General features: G+C 64.6%; 19 protein-coding genes. 10 read left to right on the top strand and 9 right to left on the bottom strand.

Annotation, left to right across the window (positions count from 1 at the left end):
• Window position 1 precedes the first annotated feature (1 nt).
• Window positions 2-823, top strand: a complete 822-nt coding sequence (locus tag M2427_RS23965) for a hypothetical protein (protein ID WP_280709206.1) — start codon at window positions 2-4, stop codon at window positions 821-823.
• A gap of 168 nt (window positions 824-991) precedes the next feature.
• A complete protein-coding gene (locus M2427_RS23960) occupies window positions 992-2899 on the top strand; it encodes an acyl-CoA synthetase (protein ID WP_280709205.1) in 1908 nt (635 codons plus the stop codon).
• A gap of 60 nt (window positions 2900-2959) precedes the next feature.
• Here M2427_RS23960 and M2427_RS23955 read toward each other — a convergent pair whose 3' ends face one another.
• A complete protein-coding gene (locus M2427_RS23955) occupies window positions 2960-4132 on the bottom strand; it encodes a M20 aminoacylase family protein (protein ID WP_280709204.1) in 1173 nt (390 codons plus the stop codon).
• Between the two features lie 597 nt (window positions 4133-4729).
• Between M2427_RS23955 and M2427_RS23950 the strand changes: the two genes are divergently transcribed.
• Window positions 4730-5314 carry a TetR family transcriptional regulator gene (locus tag M2427_RS23950; protein WP_280709203.1) on the top strand — a complete coding sequence of 195 codons (585 nt, stop codon included), beginning with the start codon at window positions 4730-4732 and terminating at the stop codon, window positions 5312-5314.
• A gap of 9 nt (window positions 5315-5323) precedes the next feature.
• On the opposite strand, the gene M2427_RS23945 is transcribed toward M2427_RS23950, so the two are convergent.
• The gene (locus tag M2427_RS23945; RefSeq protein WP_280709201.1) at window positions 5324-5974 is read right to left on the bottom strand and encodes a response regulator transcription factor; all 651 of its coding nucleotides are present in this window, start codon (window positions 5972-5974) and stop codon (window positions 5324-5326) included.
• A gap of 7 nt (window positions 5975-5981) precedes the next feature.
• Window positions 5982-7349 (bottom strand): histidine kinase, encoded by a 1368-nt coding sequence (locus M2427_RS23940; RefSeq protein ID WP_280709200.1) that lies wholly within the window; start codon window positions 7347-7349, stop codon window positions 5982-5984.
• Between the two features lie 198 nt (window positions 7350-7547).
• Between M2427_RS23940 and M2427_RS23935 the strand changes: the two genes are divergently transcribed.
• From M2427_RS23935 to M2427_RS23915, 5 genes are all read left to right on the top strand, one after another.
• Window positions 7548-8318 (top strand): MotA/TolQ/ExbB proton channel family protein, encoded by a 771-nt coding sequence (locus M2427_RS23935; RefSeq protein WP_280709199.1) that lies wholly within the window; start codon window positions 7548-7550, stop codon window positions 8316-8318.
• The gene (locus M2427_RS23930; RefSeq protein WP_280709197.1) at window positions 8315-9001 is read left to right on the top strand and encodes a hypothetical protein; all 687 of its coding nucleotides are present in this window, start codon (window positions 8315-8317) and stop codon (window positions 8999-9001) included. Before M2427_RS23935 ends, M2427_RS23930 begins: the two co-directional genes overlap by 4 nt.
• Window positions 8994-9599, top strand: coding sequence for a hypothetical protein (locus tag M2427_RS23925; RefSeq protein ID WP_280709196.1), 606 nt, complete (start codon window positions 8994-8996; stop codon window positions 9597-9599). Before M2427_RS23930 ends, M2427_RS23925 begins: the two co-directional genes overlap by 8 nt.
• A gap of 130 nt (window positions 9600-9729) precedes the next feature.
• Window positions 9730-10470: a metallophosphoesterase family protein gene (locus M2427_RS23920; RefSeq protein WP_280709194.1), complete on the top strand. Its 741-nt coding sequence runs from the start codon at window positions 9730-9732 to the stop codon at window positions 10468-10470.
• Window positions 10471-11904, top strand: a complete 1434-nt coding sequence (locus tag M2427_RS23915) for a bifunctional serine/threonine-protein kinase/universal stress protein (protein WP_280709193.1) — start codon at window positions 10471-10473, stop codon at window positions 11902-11904.
• Window positions 11905-11910: 6 nt separating this feature from the next.
• Here the strand turns inward: M2427_RS23915 and M2427_RS23910 are convergent, their stop codons facing one another.
• The 4 genes from M2427_RS23910 to rpe form a co-directional block, all read right to left on the bottom strand.
• Complete coding sequence (locus M2427_RS23910; RefSeq protein WP_280709192.1) at window positions 11911-12102, bottom strand: hypothetical protein; 192 nt, start codon at window positions 12100-12102, stop codon at window positions 11911-11913.
• 22 nt (window positions 12103-12124) lie between these two features.
• Entirely contained in the window at window positions 12125-12304 is a 180-nt protein-coding gene (locus tag M2427_RS23905; RefSeq protein ID WP_280709191.1) for a hypothetical protein, read from the bottom strand.
• Window positions 12305-12308: 4 nt separating this feature from the next.
• Entirely contained in the window at window positions 12309-12449 is a 141-nt protein-coding gene (locus M2427_RS23900) for a hypothetical protein (RefSeq protein ID WP_280709186.1), read from the bottom strand.
• Between the two features lie 149 nt (window positions 12450-12598).
• Complete coding sequence (rpe, locus tag M2427_RS23895; RefSeq protein ID WP_280709185.1) at window positions 12599-13300, bottom strand: ribulose-phosphate 3-epimerase; 702 nt, start codon at window positions 13298-13300, stop codon at window positions 12599-12601.
• Window positions 13301-13554: 254 nt separating this feature from the next.
• Here rpe and M2427_RS23890 point away from each other — a divergent pair, with 254 nt between their 5' ends.
• The gene (locus tag M2427_RS23890) at window positions 13555-14367 is read left to right on the top strand and encodes an EF-hand domain-containing protein (protein ID WP_280709184.1); all 813 of its coding nucleotides are present in this window, start codon (window positions 13555-13557) and stop codon (window positions 14365-14367) included.
• Window positions 14368-14503: 136 nt separating this feature from the next.
• Window positions 14504-15187, top strand: a complete 684-nt coding sequence (locus M2427_RS23885; protein WP_280709183.1) for an LptA/OstA family protein — start codon at window positions 14504-14506, stop codon at window positions 15185-15187.
• Between the two features lie 67 nt (window positions 15188-15254).
• On the opposite strand, the gene M2427_RS23880 is transcribed toward M2427_RS23885, so the two are convergent.
• Window positions 15255-16253 carry a P1 family peptidase gene (locus tag M2427_RS23880; protein WP_280709182.1) on the bottom strand — a complete coding sequence of 333 codons (999 nt, stop codon included), beginning with the start codon at window positions 16251-16253 and terminating at the stop codon, window positions 15255-15257.
• A gap of 56 nt (window positions 16254-16309) precedes the next feature.
• Window positions 16310-19114 (bottom strand): PAS domain S-box protein, encoded by a 2805-nt coding sequence (locus M2427_RS23875; protein WP_280709180.1) that lies wholly within the window; start codon window positions 19112-19114, stop codon window positions 16310-16312.
• Between the last annotated feature and the right edge of the window lie 242 nt (window positions 19115-19356).

Genomic DNA, 19356 nt, shown 5'->3' with positions numbered 1-19356 from the left:
TATGGCTCTCACCAAATTGCAGAGCGACATCCTCCGCCTCCTTGCCAAGAACCGGTCCGAGACCAGCTATCTCGCCGGGGGCCTGATGCTCAACAAGGATTGGCAGAGGCGATCGGACGACATCGACATCTTCCACGACACCGACGAAGAGGTCACCGAAACTGCCAAGTCCGACCTGGCACTGCTAGAGGCCGCCCGCTTCGAGACGCACCGCGATTTCATCATCTATGGCTGCGTTGATGCTACCGTTTCGCGCGCGGACGAATCCACCATCATCCAGTGGTTCGCCGAGACGAAGCTTCGCTTCTTTCCTCTCGTGAGGGACGAAGAATGGGGCGCCCGCCTGCATCAGGCAGACCTTGCCATCAATAAGATCCTCGCCGCGGCAGGTCGCTCGAAGGCGCGCGATATCGCCGATCTCGTTGCAATCGGCCGCGATTATTGTCCGCTTGGACCACTCGTGCTTGCTGCAGCCGGCAAGCCGCCCAATTTCTCTCCGCGCCGAACCATCGACGAAATCCGCCGGCATGCATTGTCGATTCCGGCGGACGAGTTCGCCGCAGTGAAGGGCCTGCCGGCCGAATGGTCAGCCGCCTTCATTCGCGACGAGCTGCTCCGCTTGATCGAAGCGGCAGACCGTTATGTGATGTCGGCGCCGCCGGAGCTGATCGGGATCCTTGCCGTCGGCAAGGCGGGTGTCCCGATGGAGGTTTCCGATTCAAATCGTGCGGATGCGATGCTGCGAAGGCCGACCGCAGAGCCGGAAGTGATGCCCGCGCCGGCCGATTTCAACGCGGTGGGCTGGACGCCAGATCGCCCGTAGCTTCTCGGCGGTTCGTTGCGTGCGGCCAATTGCATCGGGCAATGGACGAACGCCAAATCATGCATCATTGTGGTCCTGCTCGGTCGGCTCATCGGCCGAGGCCCCGCCGCACCAAATGTCAAAAAGACAGGCGGCGAGGGGACGACACCTGAGGGAGGACGGAATTCCATGGCGGGCATCCACGCGCTCGATCGCTTTATTGGCAACGATTATCCGGAGCTCTTGACGGACGAGGAGGTCCGCGCCTTCGAGCAGATCCCGTACGCCGATAGGGTTGCGGCCGAGAGCACCTATGATGCCATCAGGCTCGGTGCTGCGCGAAATCCTGACGGCGCGGCGATCCAGTTCTTGCAAAATGCCGATCCCGCCGACACGCCGCTGGTGGTTACCTACCGCGACCTCATCGCGCGCGTGACGCAGGCCGCCAACATGTTTCACGCGCTCGGTGCGGAGAAGGGCGATGTCATCTCCTTCATGCTGCCGCTGCTGCCCGATGCCTTCGTGACGCTGTTCGGCGCCGAGGCCGCCGGCATCGCCAATCCCGTCAACCCGCTGCTCGAGCCGCACCAGATCGCGGAAATCCTGGAAGCGGCGAACACGAAAATCCTGGTGGCGCTCGGGCCGATGCCGGGCACCGATATCTGGCAGAAGGTCGAGCAGATCCGCCCGCAGCTCAAGCACCTCAAGGCGATCGTGCAGGTCGGTGGCGGCGGCGATCCCGCCAACGGCGTCTATGCGTTCAACGATCTGATCAAGCAGCAGCCGGCGGACCGGCTTATCAGTGGGCGCAAGATTCACGGCAGCGACATCGCCGCCTATTTCCACACCGGCGGCACGACAGGCACGCCGAAGCTGGTGCGGCACACCCACACCAACCAAGTCTATCAGGCCTGGGCACTCAACTTGTTGCTGAAGGCGAAGCCCGGCGGGAACATGCTGTTCGGCATGCCGCTGTTTCATGTCGGCGGATCACTGACGCAGGTCCTGGCGACACTGTCGGCCGGCGGTTCGCTCGTCGTGCTGTCGCCGAGCGGCTGGCGCAATCCGAACGCCGTGAAGAACATCTGGGGCCTGGTCGAGCGCTTCAAGGTCGAGGCGCTGTCGAGCGTGCCGACGGTGCTTGCCGCGACGCTCGCGGTGCCGCCGGGCAATGCCGACATCTCCAGCCTGAAATACGCCGCCGGTGGCGGTTCGGCGATTCCCGTTGCAGTGGGCTCAGCGATCCAGGAGAAGCTCAAGCTGCCGGTCGTCGAAGTCTACGGCATGACCGAGACCTCGAGCGTGCATACGCTGGCTTATCCGTCACGGCCGATCCGGCTTGGCTCGGTCGGCCTTCCCATGCCTTACGCACGCGTGCGCATCGTGCAGTTGGACGCTGACGGCAATTTGATCCGCGACTGCAAGCCGGACGAGATCGGCGTCGTCATCATGGCCGGGCCCGGCGTGTTCGGTGGCTATCTCAACGACGCCCACAACAAGGGCGCTTTCGTCGACAAGGTCTGGGTCAATTCCGGCGATCTCGGCCGGTTGGACGCCGATGGCTATCTCTGGATCACCGGCCGCGCCAAGGACCTCGTGATCCGCGGCGGACACAACATCGATCCGGCGCCGATCGAGGAGATCATGTTCCGCCATCCCGCCGTCGGCTTTGCCGCGGTGGTTGGCCAGCCCGATGCTTACGCGGGCGAGTTGCCGGTCGGATATGTGCAGCTGAAGCCGGGCGCAAAGGTCGAGCCGGGCGAGCTCGAGACGTGGGTGCGCGAGCGCACTCCGGAGCGTGCGGCGGTGCCGGTGCAGGTGATTCCGATCGATCCGATGCCGGTAACGGGCGTCGGCAAGGTGTTCAAGCCGCAGCTGCGCTGGGACGCGGCGCAACGCGTGTTCACCAAGGTGCTGACGCCACTCGTCGAGCGCGGCATCGATTGCAAGGTGAAGGTCGGCGCCCACGGCAGCCACGGTTCGATTGCCACCGTGACGCTTGCGGGCCTGCCGCCTGACCAGCGAGAGGTCGTCGCCGGCGAGGTGCACACGTTGCTCGCGCCGTTCGTCATGCGGCACGAGGTGGTGCAGGCGTAGTCGAAGACCACTCATAGGATGGGCAAAGGCGCAAATCGCCGCGCCCGCCCTGTGTGGCTCCTAGCCCGCCGGCATCGCCGTTTCGATCAGGCGCACCCAGAACGAGGCGCCGTGGCCGAGGATGTTGTCGTTGAAGACGTAGGCCGGGTGGTGGCACGCCGGGCTGTCGCCCATGCCGACCAGCACCATGGCACCGGGGCGCGCCTCCAGCATGAACGAGAAATCTTCCGCGCCCATCATCGGGATGATGCGGTCGTTGACGCGCTCGGAGCCGACGATGTCGCGGGCGACGTCGGCGGCCACGCCGGCTTCGCGCGCATGGTTCATCGTCACCGGATACATGCGCGAGTATTTCGTCTCGGCAGAGCCGCCATAGGCGCGGGCAACGCTCTCGGCGACTTCGCCGATGCGGCGCTCGACGAGATCGCGCACCTCAGGATCGAGCGTGCGCACGGTGCCGCTGAGCTCGGCGGTCTCGGGGATGATGTTGAAGGCGGTACCGGCGTGGAACTGGGTGACCGAGATCACCGCCGACTTCAGCGGATCGACGTTGCGCGCAACGATCGATTGCAGTGCGTTGACGATCTGCGAGCCGATCAGCACGCTGTCAATTGCCTGGTGCGGGGTTGCGCCGGCATGGCCGCCCTTGCCGCGAACGGTGATCTGGATGTTGTCGGAGGAGGCGAGCATCGGGCCGGGCGTCGTGGCGAAATGGCCTTCGGGCAGACCGGGCATATTGTGCATGCCGTAGACCTGCTCGATGTTCCAGCGGGTCATCAACCCGTCCTCGACCATGGCCTTGCCGCCGCCACCACCTTCCTCGGCGGGTTGGAAGATCAGGACCGCGGTGCCGTCGAAATTGCGCGTCTCGGCGAGGTACTTTGCGGCACCCAGCAGCATCGCGGTGTGGCCGTCATGGCCGCAGGCGTGCATCTTGCCCGGGACCTTCGAGGCGTAGGGCACGCCTGAGGTTTCCACGATCGGCAGCGCGTCCATGTCGGCGCGCAGGCCGATCGCCTTGCCGGAGCCGGATTTGCGGCCGCGGATCACGCCGACCACGCCGGTGCGACCGATGCCCGTCACCACCTCGTCACAGCCGAACTCCCGCAGCTTGTCGGCGACGATGCCGGCAGTGCGATGGACTTCGTAAAGCAGCTCCGGGTTCTCGTGGAAGTCATGGCGCCAGGCGGCCATTTCATCGGAGAGGGCGGCGATGCGGTTGACGATGGGCATAGGGATGATCCGTTTTTTCTTCGTGAGCCGGGTGAGCGTAGCGTAACCGGCCGCGCCGCCCGGGGGATGGGAAGGCGGACCAGTGGGACGCGCCAGCCGAAATGCTTATTACGCCGTCATTCGGCGGAGGGGGAGGGCGAAACAGACGGCGTGGCAAGGCGGCGGGGGACGACCGGGCTGAACCGGTATTATTGTCCGCTGGCGCGGCGAGCGTGGGGTCGCCAATCCCCGGGCCATGGGTCAGCGGCGGTACGAGCAAAAATTAACTGTCAGTCACGGATCATTGACTGACAGATATTGAAATCTGTCAGCGAGACGTGTATATCCGTTCCCGGACGCTCCGATTGGGTGTCCCGTGGTGATCGCCTTCTTAGGGGGATCGCGGACGAATGGAGACTTAAGACAATGACGACCGAAATCATCAATCTCACCGGAACGATCGGGCACTGGCTCAACCTCTTTGTGGCGCGCCAGATTGCTGCGCAGGCTGCAAAACTGCCTCATTAAGAGCTGAGCTTTCCGAACGACCGGCAGGGGCGCTTCGGAAGCAGCCCCGCCGCCCGAAAACTGGACCCTGAACGGGAACATGGTGCTGGCATGAACGAAGCCGTTGTTTTGACGCCGGAGCGGATCCTCGAAGTCACCGAGGACGTCTTGCGGCGCTACGGACTTGCCAAGGCCACCGTGGTCGATGTTGCCCGTGCGCTCGATGTGAGCCACGGCAGCGTCTATCGCCATTTCCCGAGCAAGGCCTCGCTGCGCGAGGCCGTCGCCAAACGCTGGCTCGATCGTATCGACGCGCCGCTCCTCGCAATCGCCAGGGAACAGGGCCCTGCACCTGACAGGCTCGATCGCTGGCTGCGCACGCTGTTCGCGGCCAAGCGTTCGCGCGTGCTCGACGACCCCGAAATGTTCGAGACCTATCTGACGCTGGCGCGCGAGGCCTGCGCGGCGGTGAAGTGCCACAAGGATACGATGATCGACCAGATGGCGGCGATCATCTCGGACGGGGTGAAGCAGGGCGAGTTCGCGCCGACCGACGCCAAGACGACGGCACGCGCGCTGTTCGATGCGACCTGCCGCTTCCATCATCCGGCCCATGCCGACGAATGGAAGGATGCCGAACTGCCCGCGCGCCTCGATGCGACGCTTGCGCTGCTGTTGCGCGGGTTGAGGGCGTAGGACTCCAATCTAGATCTTCGTCAGCCCGCAAGCCGCTGCCAGCCGCACCAACTGTGCATCCGTGCGTGCGCCGGTCTTGGTCTTGATCAGATAGTGATAGTTCTGGACGGTCTTGACGCTGAGATTGAGCTGCGTCGCGATCTGCTCGGTGGTGGCACCGCTCGCGAACTGGCGCAAGATCTCGATTTCGCGCTCGCCCAGTTGATCCAGCACTGAACCTGTCGACAGACTGGCCTCGGCCAGGACATGCGCGATGTCGTCGCTCATGGCGCGCTCGCCGCGCGCGACGCTGCGGATCGCATGCACGACAACTGAGGGCGCGCTGCTCTTGGTGACGAAGCCGGAAGCACCGGCATTGAATGCGGCTTTCGCCAGCACGGCTTCGTTATGCATGGTGAAGACGAGAATGCGTGCTCGCGGATTGCGCGCGCGGATGTTGCGGATCGCCTCCAACCCTGAGGCGCCCGGCATCGAGATGTCCATCACGATCACGTCGGGGTCATGCGTCTTGAAGGCGGAGTAGGCATCTGCGGCGTTGTCGGCTTCGGCAACGACATGGAGATCGCCCTGGCTCTCCAGCACGCGCCGGTAACCCTGGCGGACGATCGGGTGGTCGTCGACCAGCAGCACCGAGATACCTGTTGCTATGACCTCGTTCATGGCGGCGTCACGCGGCGAGCGGAATCGTTGCGGCGACGCTCAGCCCGCGCCTTGCGGGCAGGATCGACAGCGAGCCGCCGGCGGCGGTGACCCGCTCGCGAATGCCGGTGAGTCCGAAGCCGGCCGACCGCTCGACGCGCGCCGCATCGCCGCCGCCATCGTCCTCGACGCGGATCAGCAGCGCATCGTCCTCGCCCACGCGACGTTCGACGTGCAGCGAGATCTCGCGCGCAGCGCCGTGGCGCAGCGCATTGGTCAGGCATTCCTGCGCGACCCGATAGGCGGTGGTGGCGGCGGGGCCGCTGATGTCGGTCAGGTCGCCCTTGAGGTCGAGCTGGATCGTCGGCTGCGTCGCGCTCTGCGAACGCCAGCTGTCGACGAGGTTGACCAGGCTGGCCTCGAGGCCGAACTCCTCGGGCAGGGGATTACGCAGGCGCTTCAGCGCATCGCGCAGCGAAGCCATCAGGTGGTGCGTGGCCTGCGAGATCATGCGCGCATCCTGCGCGATGCCGCCGTCCTTCTGTTGCGCGCTCGCCGTCTCGATCGTGTTGGCGAAGGCGAGGATGGCGGAGAGATTTTGCCCGAATTCGTCATGCAGCTCGCGGGCGAGCGCGCGCCGTTCGTCGTCGCGGATCTCGATCAGGCGCTGCGTCAGCGTCGCGCGCTGTTGCGTGGCCTCTTCCAGCCGGCTGCCGAGCGCATCGACGGCCCCGCCGATCATGGCCAGCTCCATGGAGCGGAAGCGCGGCAGTCTTGTGCGATACTGGCCGCGTGCCATGCGTTGCAGGGCAGTCACGATGGCGCGCGCCGGCGCCAGCGTGTGCGCGATCGCAAGCGAAGCCAGCAGCGCGATCGCCGCCGCCATCAGCAGCGCGACGTCGATCACGTTGAGGATGTAGTCCCAGGCGAGCGAGATCGAGGCTGCTTCATCCGGCGTTGCGACCACCGTTCCCGCCGCGGCGGCGCGCGGGCTGACGGGCCTCACCACCTCGGCGTGGCTGCCGAGGAAGGTCGGAATGATGGCGGCGAACCAGTGTGGCGGCGTTCGGCCGATTCCCTGGCTCTGGCCGCACAGCGGCCTCTCGAATGCGGTGGCCGGCTGGAACTCGACGCAGACGCCGGGCGAGATCAGCTTCATCGTTTCCAGCGTCCGCCACTCCGGAACCGGCACCAGATGCTCGCGCATTCTGCTGCTGCGCAACAAGAGCTCGTGCCAATACAGGCCCTGAAGCGCCTGCGCCACCCGCTGCGCGGATGCGGCCGTTGCCCGGTCGACACTGCGATAGGCATCGAAGGTAGCCCACAATGTCGCGGCACCAAGGCACAGCGCAACGATGAGAAGCAGGCGGGCGACAAGCTGAAGCACGAGGCGCATGCGATCACCCCAAAGTTTGATAAGCTCAGCCTAACAACGCCGCCGCGCCTTGCCAATTGCAGGGAACAGTGCGGAGAGCAGTTCGGGAAAATTTCCCAAGCCGGATTGGGCATGTCTCTTTGGACCCCGGACGGCAGCTTTGATCTAATCGGGTGGAATCGTTGCAGGCCAATCCCTGCAGGTGAGGAGCGGTGCAGCATGAGTTCGATGACGATTGGACCGATCGCGGGCTCGTCTGCCGACCCGTCCGAGCGCAGCGCGCTGCTGTTCTGGATGATTTTTACGGGGCTATCGATCTTTGCCGTCGTGCTGCTGTGGCGGTTCGGCCTGATCCATCTGATGCTGACCTCGGACCGGACCTACATTTCGAGCGTCATCGCGGCGCTCTATCTCGTCACCTGCGGCCATTGCTTCCTGCGAACGCGGGCGATTGCACGTGAGGGTGCGGCCGCACGGCGCTGCCGCGCGGTGCTGGCGGCGCCCGATGGCAGCAAGGTGCTCGATGCGCGCGCGACCGCGCTGCCGCGCGGGCTGGTGCGGGATCATATCGAGAGCCTCGTCACGAAGGCCGCCGCGCAGGACTACCGGCCGGTCGACCAGACGCTGTTGCTGCGGACGCTTGCCGACCGTCTGCGCGGCTCCAATGGCTTTGGTGCTTTCGTCTCGGATACGCTGATGAAGCTCGGCCTGCTCGGCACCATCATCGGCTTCATCATCATGCTGGCACCGATCGCGGGACTGGACGCCGCCGATAAGGTCGCGATGCGCTCCTCGATGGGGCTGATGAGCGATGGCATGGCGGTCGCGATGTACACCACGCTGGCGGGCCTCGTCGGGTCCATCCTGGTCCGCATCCAGTATTACATGCTCGATGCCGCGACCCAGCGGGTGTTCTCGGATGCGGTGGTGCTGACCGAGACCTATGTGACGCCGGTACTCGAGCGTAAAGGCGCTGGAACGCCGTCATGATGGATGATTTCGGTCTCTATCCGCGCGAGGAGCCGTTCGATCCGCTGGGCGTGATGCTGTTCAAGGCACTGCAGGTGGTCGCCTTCCTGTTCTTCCTCGCGCTCCTCGCGGTCTCGCCCGATGCCAAGGACGGCAAGATCGACTCCAAGGCCGAGTTCATGATCACGCTGGACTGGCCGGACAACCACCCGGATGATCTCGACCTGTTCGTGCAGGATCCCGCCGGCAACATCGCCTGGTATCGCCACCGCGAGGCCGGCTTCCTCACGCTCGATCGCGACGACCGGGGCGGCGCCAACGACTTCATCATGGTCAACGGCAAGAAGATCGCCTCGCCGATCCGCGAGGAGATCGTCACGCTGCGCGGCATCGTCCCCGGCGAATACACCGTCAACGTCTCGCATTTCGTCGCGACGACCGGCGAGCCCGTGACGGCCAATGTGAAAGTGCAGAAGCTCAACCCGACCGCGCAGGTCATCTTCGACAACAAGTTCACCCTGGACCATACCGGCGACGAGAAGACCGCGGTGCGGTTCCGGCTCGATGCCGAAGGCAAGGTCATCGATGTGAGTCAGCGGCCGAAATCGCTGATGGAGACGTTCCGCAGCACCTGGCGCAACGGGGCTGATCTCGACCCGAGCACCGGTGTGAGCAGGAACACCGCGAGGGTGCGCCGTGACTAATCTGCAAACGGTCATCCTTTCACTGTCGGTGGCCTATGCCGTGATCGGCGCGCTGCTGCTGGTCGTGCTGGTCTATGCGCGGCTGCACTGGTCGCTGAAGGCGGTCGCGGTGGTCGTGACCAGCGCCTTCTACGTCGTCAGCTTCGGCGAAATGCGCGGACTGCTCGGCTGGGCCAGCAGCGACCGGCTGCCGGTCGCCTTCAAGCTGCTGAAGGCGCGTATCGTCGAGCCGCATTCGCTGGAGGGCGATCCCGGCGCGATCTATCTGTGGGTCGAGGAACTCGACGAGGACCATCGTCCGAGCGGCATCCCGCGGGCCTTCCGCGTCCCCTACAACGACGCTCTCGCCGACAAGACCCATGCCGCCGAGAACGAGATCGCGGCCGGGCATCCGCAAGGCGGGCGCGCGGCCGACTTTGGCGGCGGCGAGGGCAGCCTGATCGACATGGTCCGGGAATATGTGACGCCCAAGGCCATTCTTGAGACCAGCGGCGGCGATTCCTCGACCGGAGAGTTCAATGCCCCGCCGGCCGGCGCCCAAGGCGCTGTCTTTACGCCGCTGCCGCCGCCCCGGATGCCGCCCAAGGACGAGCAATAAGGACGAGCAATAGCCTCTTCACCATCGCACCCGTGGGGCGCTGGTCAACTGCCCCGCGCTGGCGCATCTTGTTGACGTCCCTCAAATTGGCTTTATCGGCGTCAATTAAGAATGTGAGGGTGGAGGGTGTGTGCTTCTCGCTGTCTTCTCGGATATCCACGGCAACCGGCAGGCGTTCGAAGCGTGCCTGAAGGTGGCCCGCGCGAAGGGCGCGGAGCGGTTCATTCTGCTCGGCGATTTCGTCGGCTATGGCGCCGACCCGGAATGGGTCGTGGAGACGGCCATGGATCTGGTTGCCCATGGCGCTGTGGCGGTGCGCGGCAACCATGACGAAGCTGTCAGCTCCACGACGGAAAGCATGAATAACGAGGCCCAGATCGCGATTGAGTGGACCCGCGGGCGGCTCGACGCGGCACAGCGGCGGTTCCTGGCGGAGCTGCCGATGCTCGTTGAGGACAGCGATCGTCTATACGTGCATTCGGAGGCTTCGAGCCCGAAGCGCTGGCATTACGTCCGCTCGACGGCGGATGCCGCCAAGAGCTTGATCTCGACGCCGTCCCACGTCACTTTCTGCGGCCACGTCCATCGGCCCGCGCTCTACTCGATGTCCGTGACGGCGAAGATGACGAGCTTCGTGCCCAAGACCGATGTGCCGGTGCAGCTGCTTCGCGGCCGGCAATGGCTCGCGGTGCTCGGCTCGGTCGGCCAGCCGCGCGACGGCGATCCCGCGGCATCCTTTGTGCTGTTCGACACCGTCTCGTGCCAGATCACCTATTGCCGCGTGCCCTATGACATCGCGAGCGCGGCGAACAAGATCCGCGAGAACGGCCTGCCACCCTGGCTCGCCGACCGCCTCTCGCAGGGGCGCTAGATGCCCAAATCCCTGGTCAAATCAGGCGCGGAGATCGACGGCTACACCATCGGCGAATGCGTCCATGCCGGCGGCATGGCGACGCTGTGGACTGCCACTCATCCCGGCATCGACGTGCCGCTGCTGATGAAGGTCCCGCGCGCCTCGGAAGGCGAGGACCCCGCCGCGATCGTCTCCTTCGAGATGGAGATGATGATCCTGCCGCGGCTCACCGGTCCGCACGTCCCGCACTGCTATGGCACCGGCGATTTCGCGCACCAGGCCTATGCCGTGATCGAGTGCATTCCCGGCACCACGCTGTACAAGCGGTTGCCCGATCTGCCGCTGCCTTACGAGGAGGCGCGGCTGCTGGTTGCGAGGATCGCGGCCGCGCTCGCCGATCTGCACCGCCAGAACGTCATCCATCACGACATCAAGCCCAGCAGCATCATGTTCCGCGACAACGGTGATGCCGTGCTGATCGATTACGGCCTCTCGCATCACGACCATCTGCCCGATCTGTTGCAGGAGGAGTTCCGCCTGCCTTACGGCACCGCGCCCTATATGGCGCCGGAGCGGCTGCTCGGCGTGCGCGACGATCCGCGCAGCGATTTGTTTTCGCTCGGCGTGCTGCTCTATTTCTTCACGACCGGCGAACGTCCCTTCGGCGAGGGCGAGACGCTGCGCGCGATGCGGCGGAGGCTGTGGCGTGACCCGTACCCGCCACGAAGCTTGCGCGCCGACTACCCGCCCTGGCTCCAGGAAGTGGTGCTGCGGTGCCTGGAGATCGAACCGGTCTGGCGCTATCCGACCGCGACTCAGCTCGCCTTCGATCTCGCTCATCCGAACCAGGTCAAGCTGACCGCGCGTTCGGAACGAATGAAGCGCGATCCCCTCAGCGTCGCGTGGCGGCGCCGTTTCAACCAGGACGTCAAGCCGTCGCGGGCGAAGTCGGATGTTGCCGAGCAGATCGCAACGAGCCCGATCCTCGCAGTGGCGCTCGACACGGTCGAAGGTGAGCCGGAGCTGAACGAGGCGTTGCGTGTGACCACCGAGCGCATTCTCGCGACCCTGCCGTCAGCGCGGCTCGCCTGCGTCAACGTGCTGAAGCTCAACCGCATCGCTATCGACAAGACGCTGGACGAGCAGGGCTCCAACAAGCATATCGACCGCCTGGTCGCATTGCGGCATTGGGCCACGCCGCTGAAGCTCGACGAGAGCCGGTTGTCGGTTCACGTGCTGGAAGCGGTAGATCCCGCTGCGGCGGTGCTCGAATTTGCCGAGGTCAACCAGGTCGACCATCTCATCATCGGCGCGCGGCAGAGTTCGTTCAGGCGCACGCTGCTCGGCAGTGTCTCGGCCAAGGTGGCGGCGGAAGCGACCTGTACCGTCACCGTGGTTCGGCCGCAGCGGATGGCTGCGGCGAAACCTGGCGCCGGCGTCGTGTGGGGTTAGGAAAGGTCAGGCCGCGTGGGCGGTGTGGAAGGCACGCTTGCGGCGGATCGGCCAGGAGAACTGGGGGCCGGGCTCGCCGTGATCCGCACTGCCGCCGAAGTACTGGATGATCTCGCGGCAGGGCTCGCAGTTGAAGAGATTACGCGATGCGGACGCCTTGGTCATTTCCTTCAGGCAGGTCGGGCAGTGCGGTTTCATCTGATGAGTCCGGAAAATGATTTCAATGCCGGCGTGGTGACCGGAACGGATGATCCTTGTCGGCCGTGTCGGCGCCGGGATCGTCGCGCATCTCACCTTCGGCGAGCTCGAGCCGACCGAAGAAATAGTCGAGGTTCGGATGCGGACGGCGCGGGATGCGACACCTGCGTTTCGGCTGACGTTTCACGAGGGCAATCTGCATGGTGTCAGCCCTGATAGCGGTTGCGACCGATCATGCGGGTCGAACGCGCCGGGACCTTTACCGGTCCGGCCGAAGGGCCGAACACAACGAACGCACAAAAACCAATCCACAACGCCACGCCAGTCCAAACCAGGGTCGTCGTCATGATGTGCTCCTGTCAAATCAGGCAGGAATCACTAGCGGTGATTTGCGCGAATCAGGGAAGCCCGGAGGAGTACGGATCGTGGTTGCAATTTTAGGCATTGCGCGCCGCAATCCCCGTAAGAACCGCAGATTTGCGGGCGAATTTGCGCTTCAGATCGCTTCGCCGCGCGCCCCGAGCGCCGCGTTGCGGATCGCTGCTATATTGTTCTTGTAGGCGTCCTGCGTGCCGCCCTTGAACACGGAGGTGCCGGCGACGAAAGCATTGGCGCCGGCTGCCGCAAGCGCGCCAGCAACGTCGGGACCGACGCCGCCGTCAACCTCGATGTCGATTGGCCGTCCCGCCGTCATCGCGCGGATGTCGCGGATCTTGCCGATCGCGGACGGGATGAAGGCCTGGCCGCCGAAGCCGGGATTGACCGACATCACCAGCACGAGATCGACCAGGTCGAGCACATATTCGAGCACGCTGATCGGCGTGCCCGGATTGAGCGAGACGCCGGCTTTCTTGCCGAGCGCGCGGATCGCCTGCAGTGAGCGGTGCAAATGCGGGCCGGCCTCGGCATGCACGGTGATGTGGTCGCAGCCGGCCTTGGCGAAGGCCTCGAGGTAGGGATCGCAGGGCGAGATCATCAGATGCGCGTCGAACACTTTCCTGGTGTGCGGACGCATGGCCTTGATGACATCGGGGCCGTAGGAGATGTTCGGAACGAAATGCCCGTCCATCACGTCGAGATGGATCCAGTCGGCACCAGCCGCATCCACCGCGCGAACCTCCTCGCCGAGCTTGGAGAAATCCGAGGCCAGGATCGAGGGCGCGATTGCCAGGGGGCGGGGGGCGAAGGTTTGGGTCATGACGCGGTTTCCCGTGGCGGCCGAGGGGCGAATGGCCTCGCCTAACATGGGCCTTCCGGCCGGGCAATGCAGGGAGGAGCAGCTTCCTGTGGGCGGAAATTTCTGCCGCCGGCGGCATGAATTGCCGCTGTTCCCGCACCCTGCAAAGCACGGCAGATGCGGATTTCATTGAGCTTTTCGCGCTGGCACGACGCTTGCTGACCTTAACAGCCAGAACATTGGCCGCGGCATGCCGCAAGGGTTGGAGTTGTGCAATGTTGTTTGCGCTTGGCGCCGTCTCGAGTGCGCTTGATGCCATTCAATCGCTGACGAGCTCGAAATCGTCCTCGACGCAGCAGACAGGATCGTCGCAAAGCGCGACGACCAATCCATTTGCGATCGACAGCAGCAACACCAGCAACAGCAGCACGAACAGCAGTGCGACCGCGTGGGCGAATGCGGGCTATTATCCGCAGATCTCGCCGGAGACGATGAATGCGCTGTTCGCGGCGCAGAGCAAGTCGTCGGACTCGAGCGGCAGCGCGACCAGTTCCACGACTTCGACGAGCCGCGACGCTGCTCTGAAAGATCTGTTCTCACAGATCGACGCGAATGGCGACGGCAAGGTCACCAAGTCGGAATTCGAGAACGCACTGGGCGCCGGCGGCACCAATCTGGCGAAGGCCGACGACGTGTTCTCCAAGCTCGATACCAATTCGGACGGCAGCGTCAGTCTCGATGAGATGTCGAAGGCGCTGAAGGGTGCCGGCGGTCATCATGGCGGCCACCACCACGCCGAGGCCGCGAGCGGCTCCGGTGATGCATCCGGCAGCGGCTCGGATTCCTCGTCGTCATCGTCGAGCGGCGGATCGACCTCGACCACCACGACCGGCGCCGACGGGTCGACTACCACCACCGTCACCTATGCCGACGGCTTCAAGATGTCGACGACCGTGCCGGGCGCTTCCAGCTCTTCGAATGGTTCCGGCGCTGGCAACACGCCCTATGACTGGTTCGCACAGATGATGCAGAACCAGACGCAAGGATCGTCGGGATCCGCGGCTTCCACGATGTCGATGAGCGTGTAAGCAGTCTTACCGGGGCGTCGTGGACTCAATCTGTCGGCATGCGATCACGCACGCCGACACCAGCCAGAAGTGGTCTACAAGGGCGAAAGCAACCAATTCCATTCCCATCTGAACGAATTCTTCGTAATGATGGAGCATGTCCGGGAATTTGGCCGATCTGCCCACCAATTTTCGCCGCCGCTTCGCGCATCTCTCGATGTTGACGCTTTTCGCGCTCATCGCTTCCATCGTCTATTGCGAGGCTGCTACGCAGGGGCCGGCCACGAATGTCCCCAATGCCATGCAGGGATTTGCGCAGAACCGGGACCAGCGCATCAGCATCGAGGCGGCATCGCTTGAGCTGCGCCATAAAAAGGGCGAAGCAACCTTTTCAGGCAAGGTGAAGGTGGTGCAGGGCGACACCACGATGACGTCCAGGAGGCTTGTCGTGTTCTACGATTCGAGCTCGACCCCGACAAACGGAAAGGCCAGCGCTGCGCCGCTACAATCAGCAACGCCGGGACCTGATGGAAGTTCGTCGATCCGCCGGCTGGAGGCGAGGGGCAACGTCGTGGTGGTCCAAAAGGATCAGATCGCAACGGGCGAGAGCGCCATTTTCGACACCAGGACCAATCTGATCACCCTGGCCGGCGGCGTGGTGCTCAGTCAATGCAAGAGCGTGATCCGCGGTTCGCGCCTGCTAGTCGACATGACCACGGGCGTCTCACGGGTCGAGTCCGACACCGGGACGGTTCAAGTGCTGGTCGACCAGTCATCAAACAAGGACTGTGGACCGCAGGCCTCGCCGCCAGCTCCATCTGCGCCGCGGCCGAAGAAGTGATGTCCTGCAACCGTCGTCCGGCCTTCGCCGGGCGATGACGCGTGCGCGGGAGAGAGGCGCGCATTCCTTACGCGCCGAACCGATCCTTCCACGCCGGCTGCGCGCCGGCAAACGGCAGCGCGGTTGCGCCGTAGATGCCGCGGGCGATCGCGCGTGCGACCACGTTGGCGGCGACCATGCCGAGCTCGGTGAGGCCGACGATCGGATCGATCGGCTTTTCGCATGTCGCTGCGGCGAACAGCACGTCGCCGTCGGTCGGGGCGTGCACTGGATAGATCGCGCGCGCAAAGCCAGTGTGTGCGATCATCGCCAGCCGCTTGGCCTGGGGCTTGGTCAGCACCGCATCGGTGACGACGACGCCGATCGTGGTGTTCTCGCGCTCGGTCGCAGCAGGGCCACCCTTGATGCGCATCCTGAGCATGTCCTCGGTGAATTTGTCGGGCAGTCCGCGGCCGCCGAATTCGCCGTCGATCTCGAACGGCGCCGCCCAAAACCACGGTCCGTCGCCGACGGTGGTGCTGCCCACCGCATTCACGGCGATGATCGCCGCGACCTTGACGCCGCTGCTGGTGACGGCGGATGCCGAGCCGAGTCCGCCTTTGAATGTTGCGGTGGTGGCACCGAGCCCTGCGCCGACGCTGCCGAGTGCAAACTCCGCCCCTGCGGCGGCCGCTGCGGCGTAGCCGAGCTCGCGATAGGGCGGAAAGCGGCCCCACGCCTTGTCGCCGCCGTTGAGCAGATCGAACAGGATCGCACCCGGCACGATCGGGATCAGAGCCTCGCGGACGCGGAAGCCGCGGCCCTGCTCGGCGAGCCAGGCCTGCACGCCGCCGCCGGTCTCGATCCCGAACGCCGAGCCTCCCGACAGCGCGATCGCGTCAACGCGCTCGACCGTGTTGGCAAGGCCGAGCAACGCGTCCTCGCGCGTGCCCGGGCCGCCGCCGCGGATGTCGATCGCCGCTACCGCCGGCTGGTCGAACACGATCGCCGTCGCGCCAGAGGCGAGCTTGGCGTCATGGGCATGGCCGACGCGAACGCCGGCGATATCGGTGAGGAGGTTTTTCAAGGACGGCACTCCATGCGGCTAGCATCGCTCAGCGATAGCGTACGCGAGCGGCAGGCTCAACTCGCCAGCGCCGTCCTGAGCATCCTGGCGAGTTCGGACTTGCGGTAGGGCTTGGCCAGCAATAGCACGCCGGAATCGAGCCGGCCGTGATGGACGATGGCGTTTTCCGTGTAGCCCGAGGTGAATAGCGTCTTCAGCTCCGGCCGTCGCCGCGCCGCCTCGTCGGCGAGCTGGCGGCCGTTCATGTCGCCGGGCATGATGATGTCGGTGAAGAGCAGGTCGATGTCCTTGTCGGCATCGATGATGACGAGCGCTTCGGCGGCATTGGCCGCTTCGAGCGCCGCGTAGCCGAGGCTTTTGACCTGGGTCACGACATACTGCCGCACCAGCGCGTCGTCCTCGACGATCAGGATCTTCTCGTCGCCGCCGGTGATGGGTACGTTCTGCAGTGCCTCGTATTCGGTCTCCTGCACGCCCGTGGATCGGGGCAGGTAGATCTTCACGCTCGTGCCGTGGCTTTCCTCGCTGTAGATCTTGATGTGTCCGCCGGACTGCTTGACGAAGCCGAACACCATGCTCAGCCCAAGGCCCGTGCCTTTGCCGACTTCCTTGGTGGTGAAGAAGGGATCGAACACGCGCTCGATCAGGGCCGCCGGAATTCCAGTGCCGGTGTCGCTGACCGCGATCATCACGTAATTACCGGCGACGACGTCCGGGTTCATGCTCGCGTAGCCGTCGTCGAGGAAGATGTTGCGGGTCTCGAGCACCAACGTGCCGCCGTCGGGCATGGCATCTCGCGCATTCAGCGCGAGATTGAGGATCGCGGTGGAGAGCTGGCCCGGATCGACCAGAGCAGGCCAGGCGTCCTCGGTGAGCTGCGGCAGGATGTTGATCTGCTCGCCGAGTGTCGGGTGCAACAGCTTGGCAGCCTCGAGCGTCAGCGCGTTGACGTCGATTTCCCGAGGCTGCAGCGGCTGCTTGCGGGCGAAGGCGAGGAGGTGCTTCGTGAGCTGCGCGCCGCGCTCGGCGGCATCGTCGATCAGCTTGGTGATGGCGGCAAGCTCGGGCCGGTCGGCGACCGCATCCGCCAGGATGCCGATCGTGCCGGTGATGACCGTGAGCACGTTGTTGAAATCGTGGGCGACGCCGCCGGTCAATTGCCCGATCGAATCCATCTTCTGCGCTTGCCGGAACTGGGCTTCCGCGGCCTGCTTCTCGGTCAGGTCGCGGCCGATGAAGAAATGGCGCTTGACCGGTTCTGACCAGTTTCCGACCCAGTTCAGCGAAACCTCGTGGCCGTCATAGTGGTAATAGCGCGCTTCGAAGCTACGCTTGGTTTGACCGCGCCGTGCCGTGCGCATTTCGCTCCGCGTCCTTTCGAGGTCGTCGGGGTGGATGAACTCCGTCGCGCTGTGGCCGATGAAATCCTCCGGGCTGAAGCCGAGAATGCTCTTCACGCTGGGGCTGACCTGGACGAAATTGCCATATCCGTCGGTGACCAGGATCAGATCCTGTGAGGTCTCGAAGATGCGCTCGCGTTCTTCGATCTCGCGGCGCAGCTTCTCTCGCGATTGCTTCTCCTCGGTGATGTCGTGGGCGATCTTGGATGCGCCGATGATCTCGCCATTGTCCGCTCGCAGCGGCGAGACGTTCAGAACGACGTCGATCCGGCGTCCGTCCTTGCCGATGCGGACCGTCTCGTGCTGGGCGATCGACTCGTTGCTGCTGATGCGGTTGATAATGCCCCTGGCTTCGGCCCTCCGGTCTTCCGGCACCACGAGGTCGATCGACTGGCCGACGGCCTCCGTGGCCGAATAGCCGAACAGGCGTTCGGCGGCCCGGTTCCAACCCGTGATGAGGCCGTCGAGCGATTCGGTGATGATGGCATCATTGGAGGACTCGACCACCGCGCCGTAGAGCGCGAGGCGCTTGGCGTAATAGTCGCGATCGGACGCCGATTGTTCGCGCAAGCGGCCCACGAGCCCCATCGTGCTCGCCTGGAGGCGGACATTCTCGACCAGGAGCACGGCGAGCACGAAGCCCGCGGCGCAGAGGCCGTAGAGGCGGCCGGCGTAGAAGCCGAGATCGTAGCGGGCGACATTGACGATCGCCGACAGCGCGATGTCGAACAGCCAGGCGCACATCGTGACCATCAACCAGATGTCGATCACGGTATGCGGCCTGCGGAACCATAGCGTGATCAACGCCGCGAAGCTCAAGGACCAGACGAACGACACCACGCCGATCATCGTGGTGGTGTAGCGGCCGTCCTTCAGGAGTACTGGCAGCAGATCGTGCTGCGCGGTGACGACCCAGCCGATCGCGATCATCGCCACGATCACACCTAGGACAGCGAGCATGATCGTACGCCCGGTCGGCCCATCGATCCTGTTGCCGCCGTTGCCGTCCTTCAGCCAGCCATAAGCCAGCACGAACAAAGGAAACCCGCCGTGCCAGACCATGTAGAGCCAGGCCGTGGTCTGCGTGCCCGCGCCCAGCAGCCCGTTGGGGGCGAACAGCCCGGGGAAGGTGAGGGAATGGGTCACTGCCGCCGCGGCGGTGAACAGATACCCGGTCGACAGCAACAGCAGCGCGCGGCTGCGCAGGACGGCGAATTGTGATAACAGCAGAACCGCGGTGATGATGTCGCAGACGGCGAGTGCCGATTGATAACTCGACACGAAGGCCGGGACTTGGATCAGCGGCGTCCCCGCGAAAGGGACGGCTAGCGTGAACAGGACCGCGGAGACGCCGACAATTGCTAATGCTGCCGTGCGGTCGCTCTGCATGGCTGGCAAGGTCGAGAGGAAAGTGCTTCGGTCGTTCTTTGCGTGCACGTTGACCTCTCGCTGGGTCGTCATGGGGTAGTCCACGTGATTTCGTTGGCCGGCGGCATGGCATTTCGGCCTTGGCGTCTATGGTAGCCGGCTCCGGGCGCGTGTCTTGAGGGGATCCGTCCGCGACTCAACCGAGGGTTACAGCTTACTTAACTCGGACAGGGTATCGGAATAGGGAATCGGTAAGGTTGGCTTTACTGGACGATCCCATACTGCCTGCGCATGCCTCGTTGAATTGAAGTTGTTAATGATAAGAATCCGGGAGT

The organism is Bradyrhizobium sp. BR13661 (genome assembly GCF_029892425.1).
Classification (GTDB): domain Bacteria; phylum Pseudomonadota; class Alphaproteobacteria; order Rhizobiales; family Xanthobacteraceae; genus Bradyrhizobium.
This window is presented reverse-complemented; position numbering and strand designations above follow the sequence as displayed.

What these genes read in the sequence shown, in the direction of transcription:
- M2427_RS23890 (WP_280709184.1), top strand. Translation starts at nt 13,555, where the DNA reads ATGTTGTTTGCGCTTGGCGCCGTCTCGAGTGCGCTTGATGCCATTCAA.
- M2427_RS23940 (WP_280709200.1), bottom strand. Translation starts at nt 7,349, where the DNA reads ATGCGCCTCGTGCTTCAGCTTGTCGCCCGCCTGCTTCTCATCGTTGCG.
- M2427_RS23885 (WP_280709183.1), top strand. Translation starts at nt 14,504, where the DNA reads ATGTCCGGGAATTTGGCCGATCTGCCCACCAATTTTCGCCGCCGCTTC.
- rpe (WP_280709185.1), bottom strand. Translation starts at nt 13,300, where the DNA reads ATGACCCAAACCTTCGCCCCCCGCCCCCTGGCAATCGCGCCCTCGATC.
- M2427_RS23965 (WP_280709206.1), top strand. Translation starts at nt 2, where the DNA reads ATGGCTCTCACCAAATTGCAGAGCGACATCCTCCGCCTCCTTGCCAAG.
- M2427_RS23875 (WP_280709180.1), bottom strand. Translation starts at nt 19,114, where the DNA reads ATGACGACCCAGCGAGAGGTCAACGTGCACGCAAAGAACGACCGAAGC.
- M2427_RS23900 (WP_280709186.1), bottom strand. Translation starts at nt 12,449, where the DNA reads ATGACGACGACCCTGGTTTGGACTGGCGTGGCGTTGTGGATTGGTTTT.
- M2427_RS23960 (WP_280709205.1), top strand. Translation starts at nt 992, where the DNA reads ATGGCGGGCATCCACGCGCTCGATCGCTTTATTGGCAACGATTATCCG.
- M2427_RS23945 (WP_280709201.1), bottom strand. Translation starts at nt 5,974, where the DNA reads ATGAACGAGGTCATAGCAACAGGTATCTCGGTGCTGCTGGTCGACGAC.
- M2427_RS23910 (WP_280709192.1), bottom strand. Translation starts at nt 12,102, where the DNA reads ATGAAACCGCACTGCCCGACCTGCCTGAAGGAAATGACCAAGGCGTCC.
- M2427_RS23935 (WP_280709199.1), top strand. Translation starts at nt 7,548, where the DNA reads ATGAGTTCGATGACGATTGGACCGATCGCGGGCTCGTCTGCCGACCCG.
- M2427_RS23930 (WP_280709197.1), top strand. Translation starts at nt 8,315, where the DNA reads ATGATGGATGATTTCGGTCTCTATCCGCGCGAGGAGCCGTTCGATCCG.
- M2427_RS23955 (WP_280709204.1), bottom strand. Translation starts at nt 4,132, where the DNA reads ATGCCCATCGTCAACCGCATCGCCGCCCTCTCCGATGAAATGGCCGCC.
- M2427_RS23950 (WP_280709203.1), top strand. Translation starts at nt 4,730, where the DNA reads ATGAACGAAGCCGTTGTTTTGACGCCGGAGCGGATCCTCGAAGTCACC.
- M2427_RS23905 (WP_280709191.1), bottom strand. Translation starts at nt 12,304, where the DNA reads ATGCAGATTGCCCTCGTGAAACGTCAGCCGAAACGCAGGTGTCGCATC.
- M2427_RS23915 (WP_280709193.1), top strand. Translation starts at nt 10,471, where the DNA reads ATGCCCAAATCCCTGGTCAAATCAGGCGCGGAGATCGACGGCTACACC.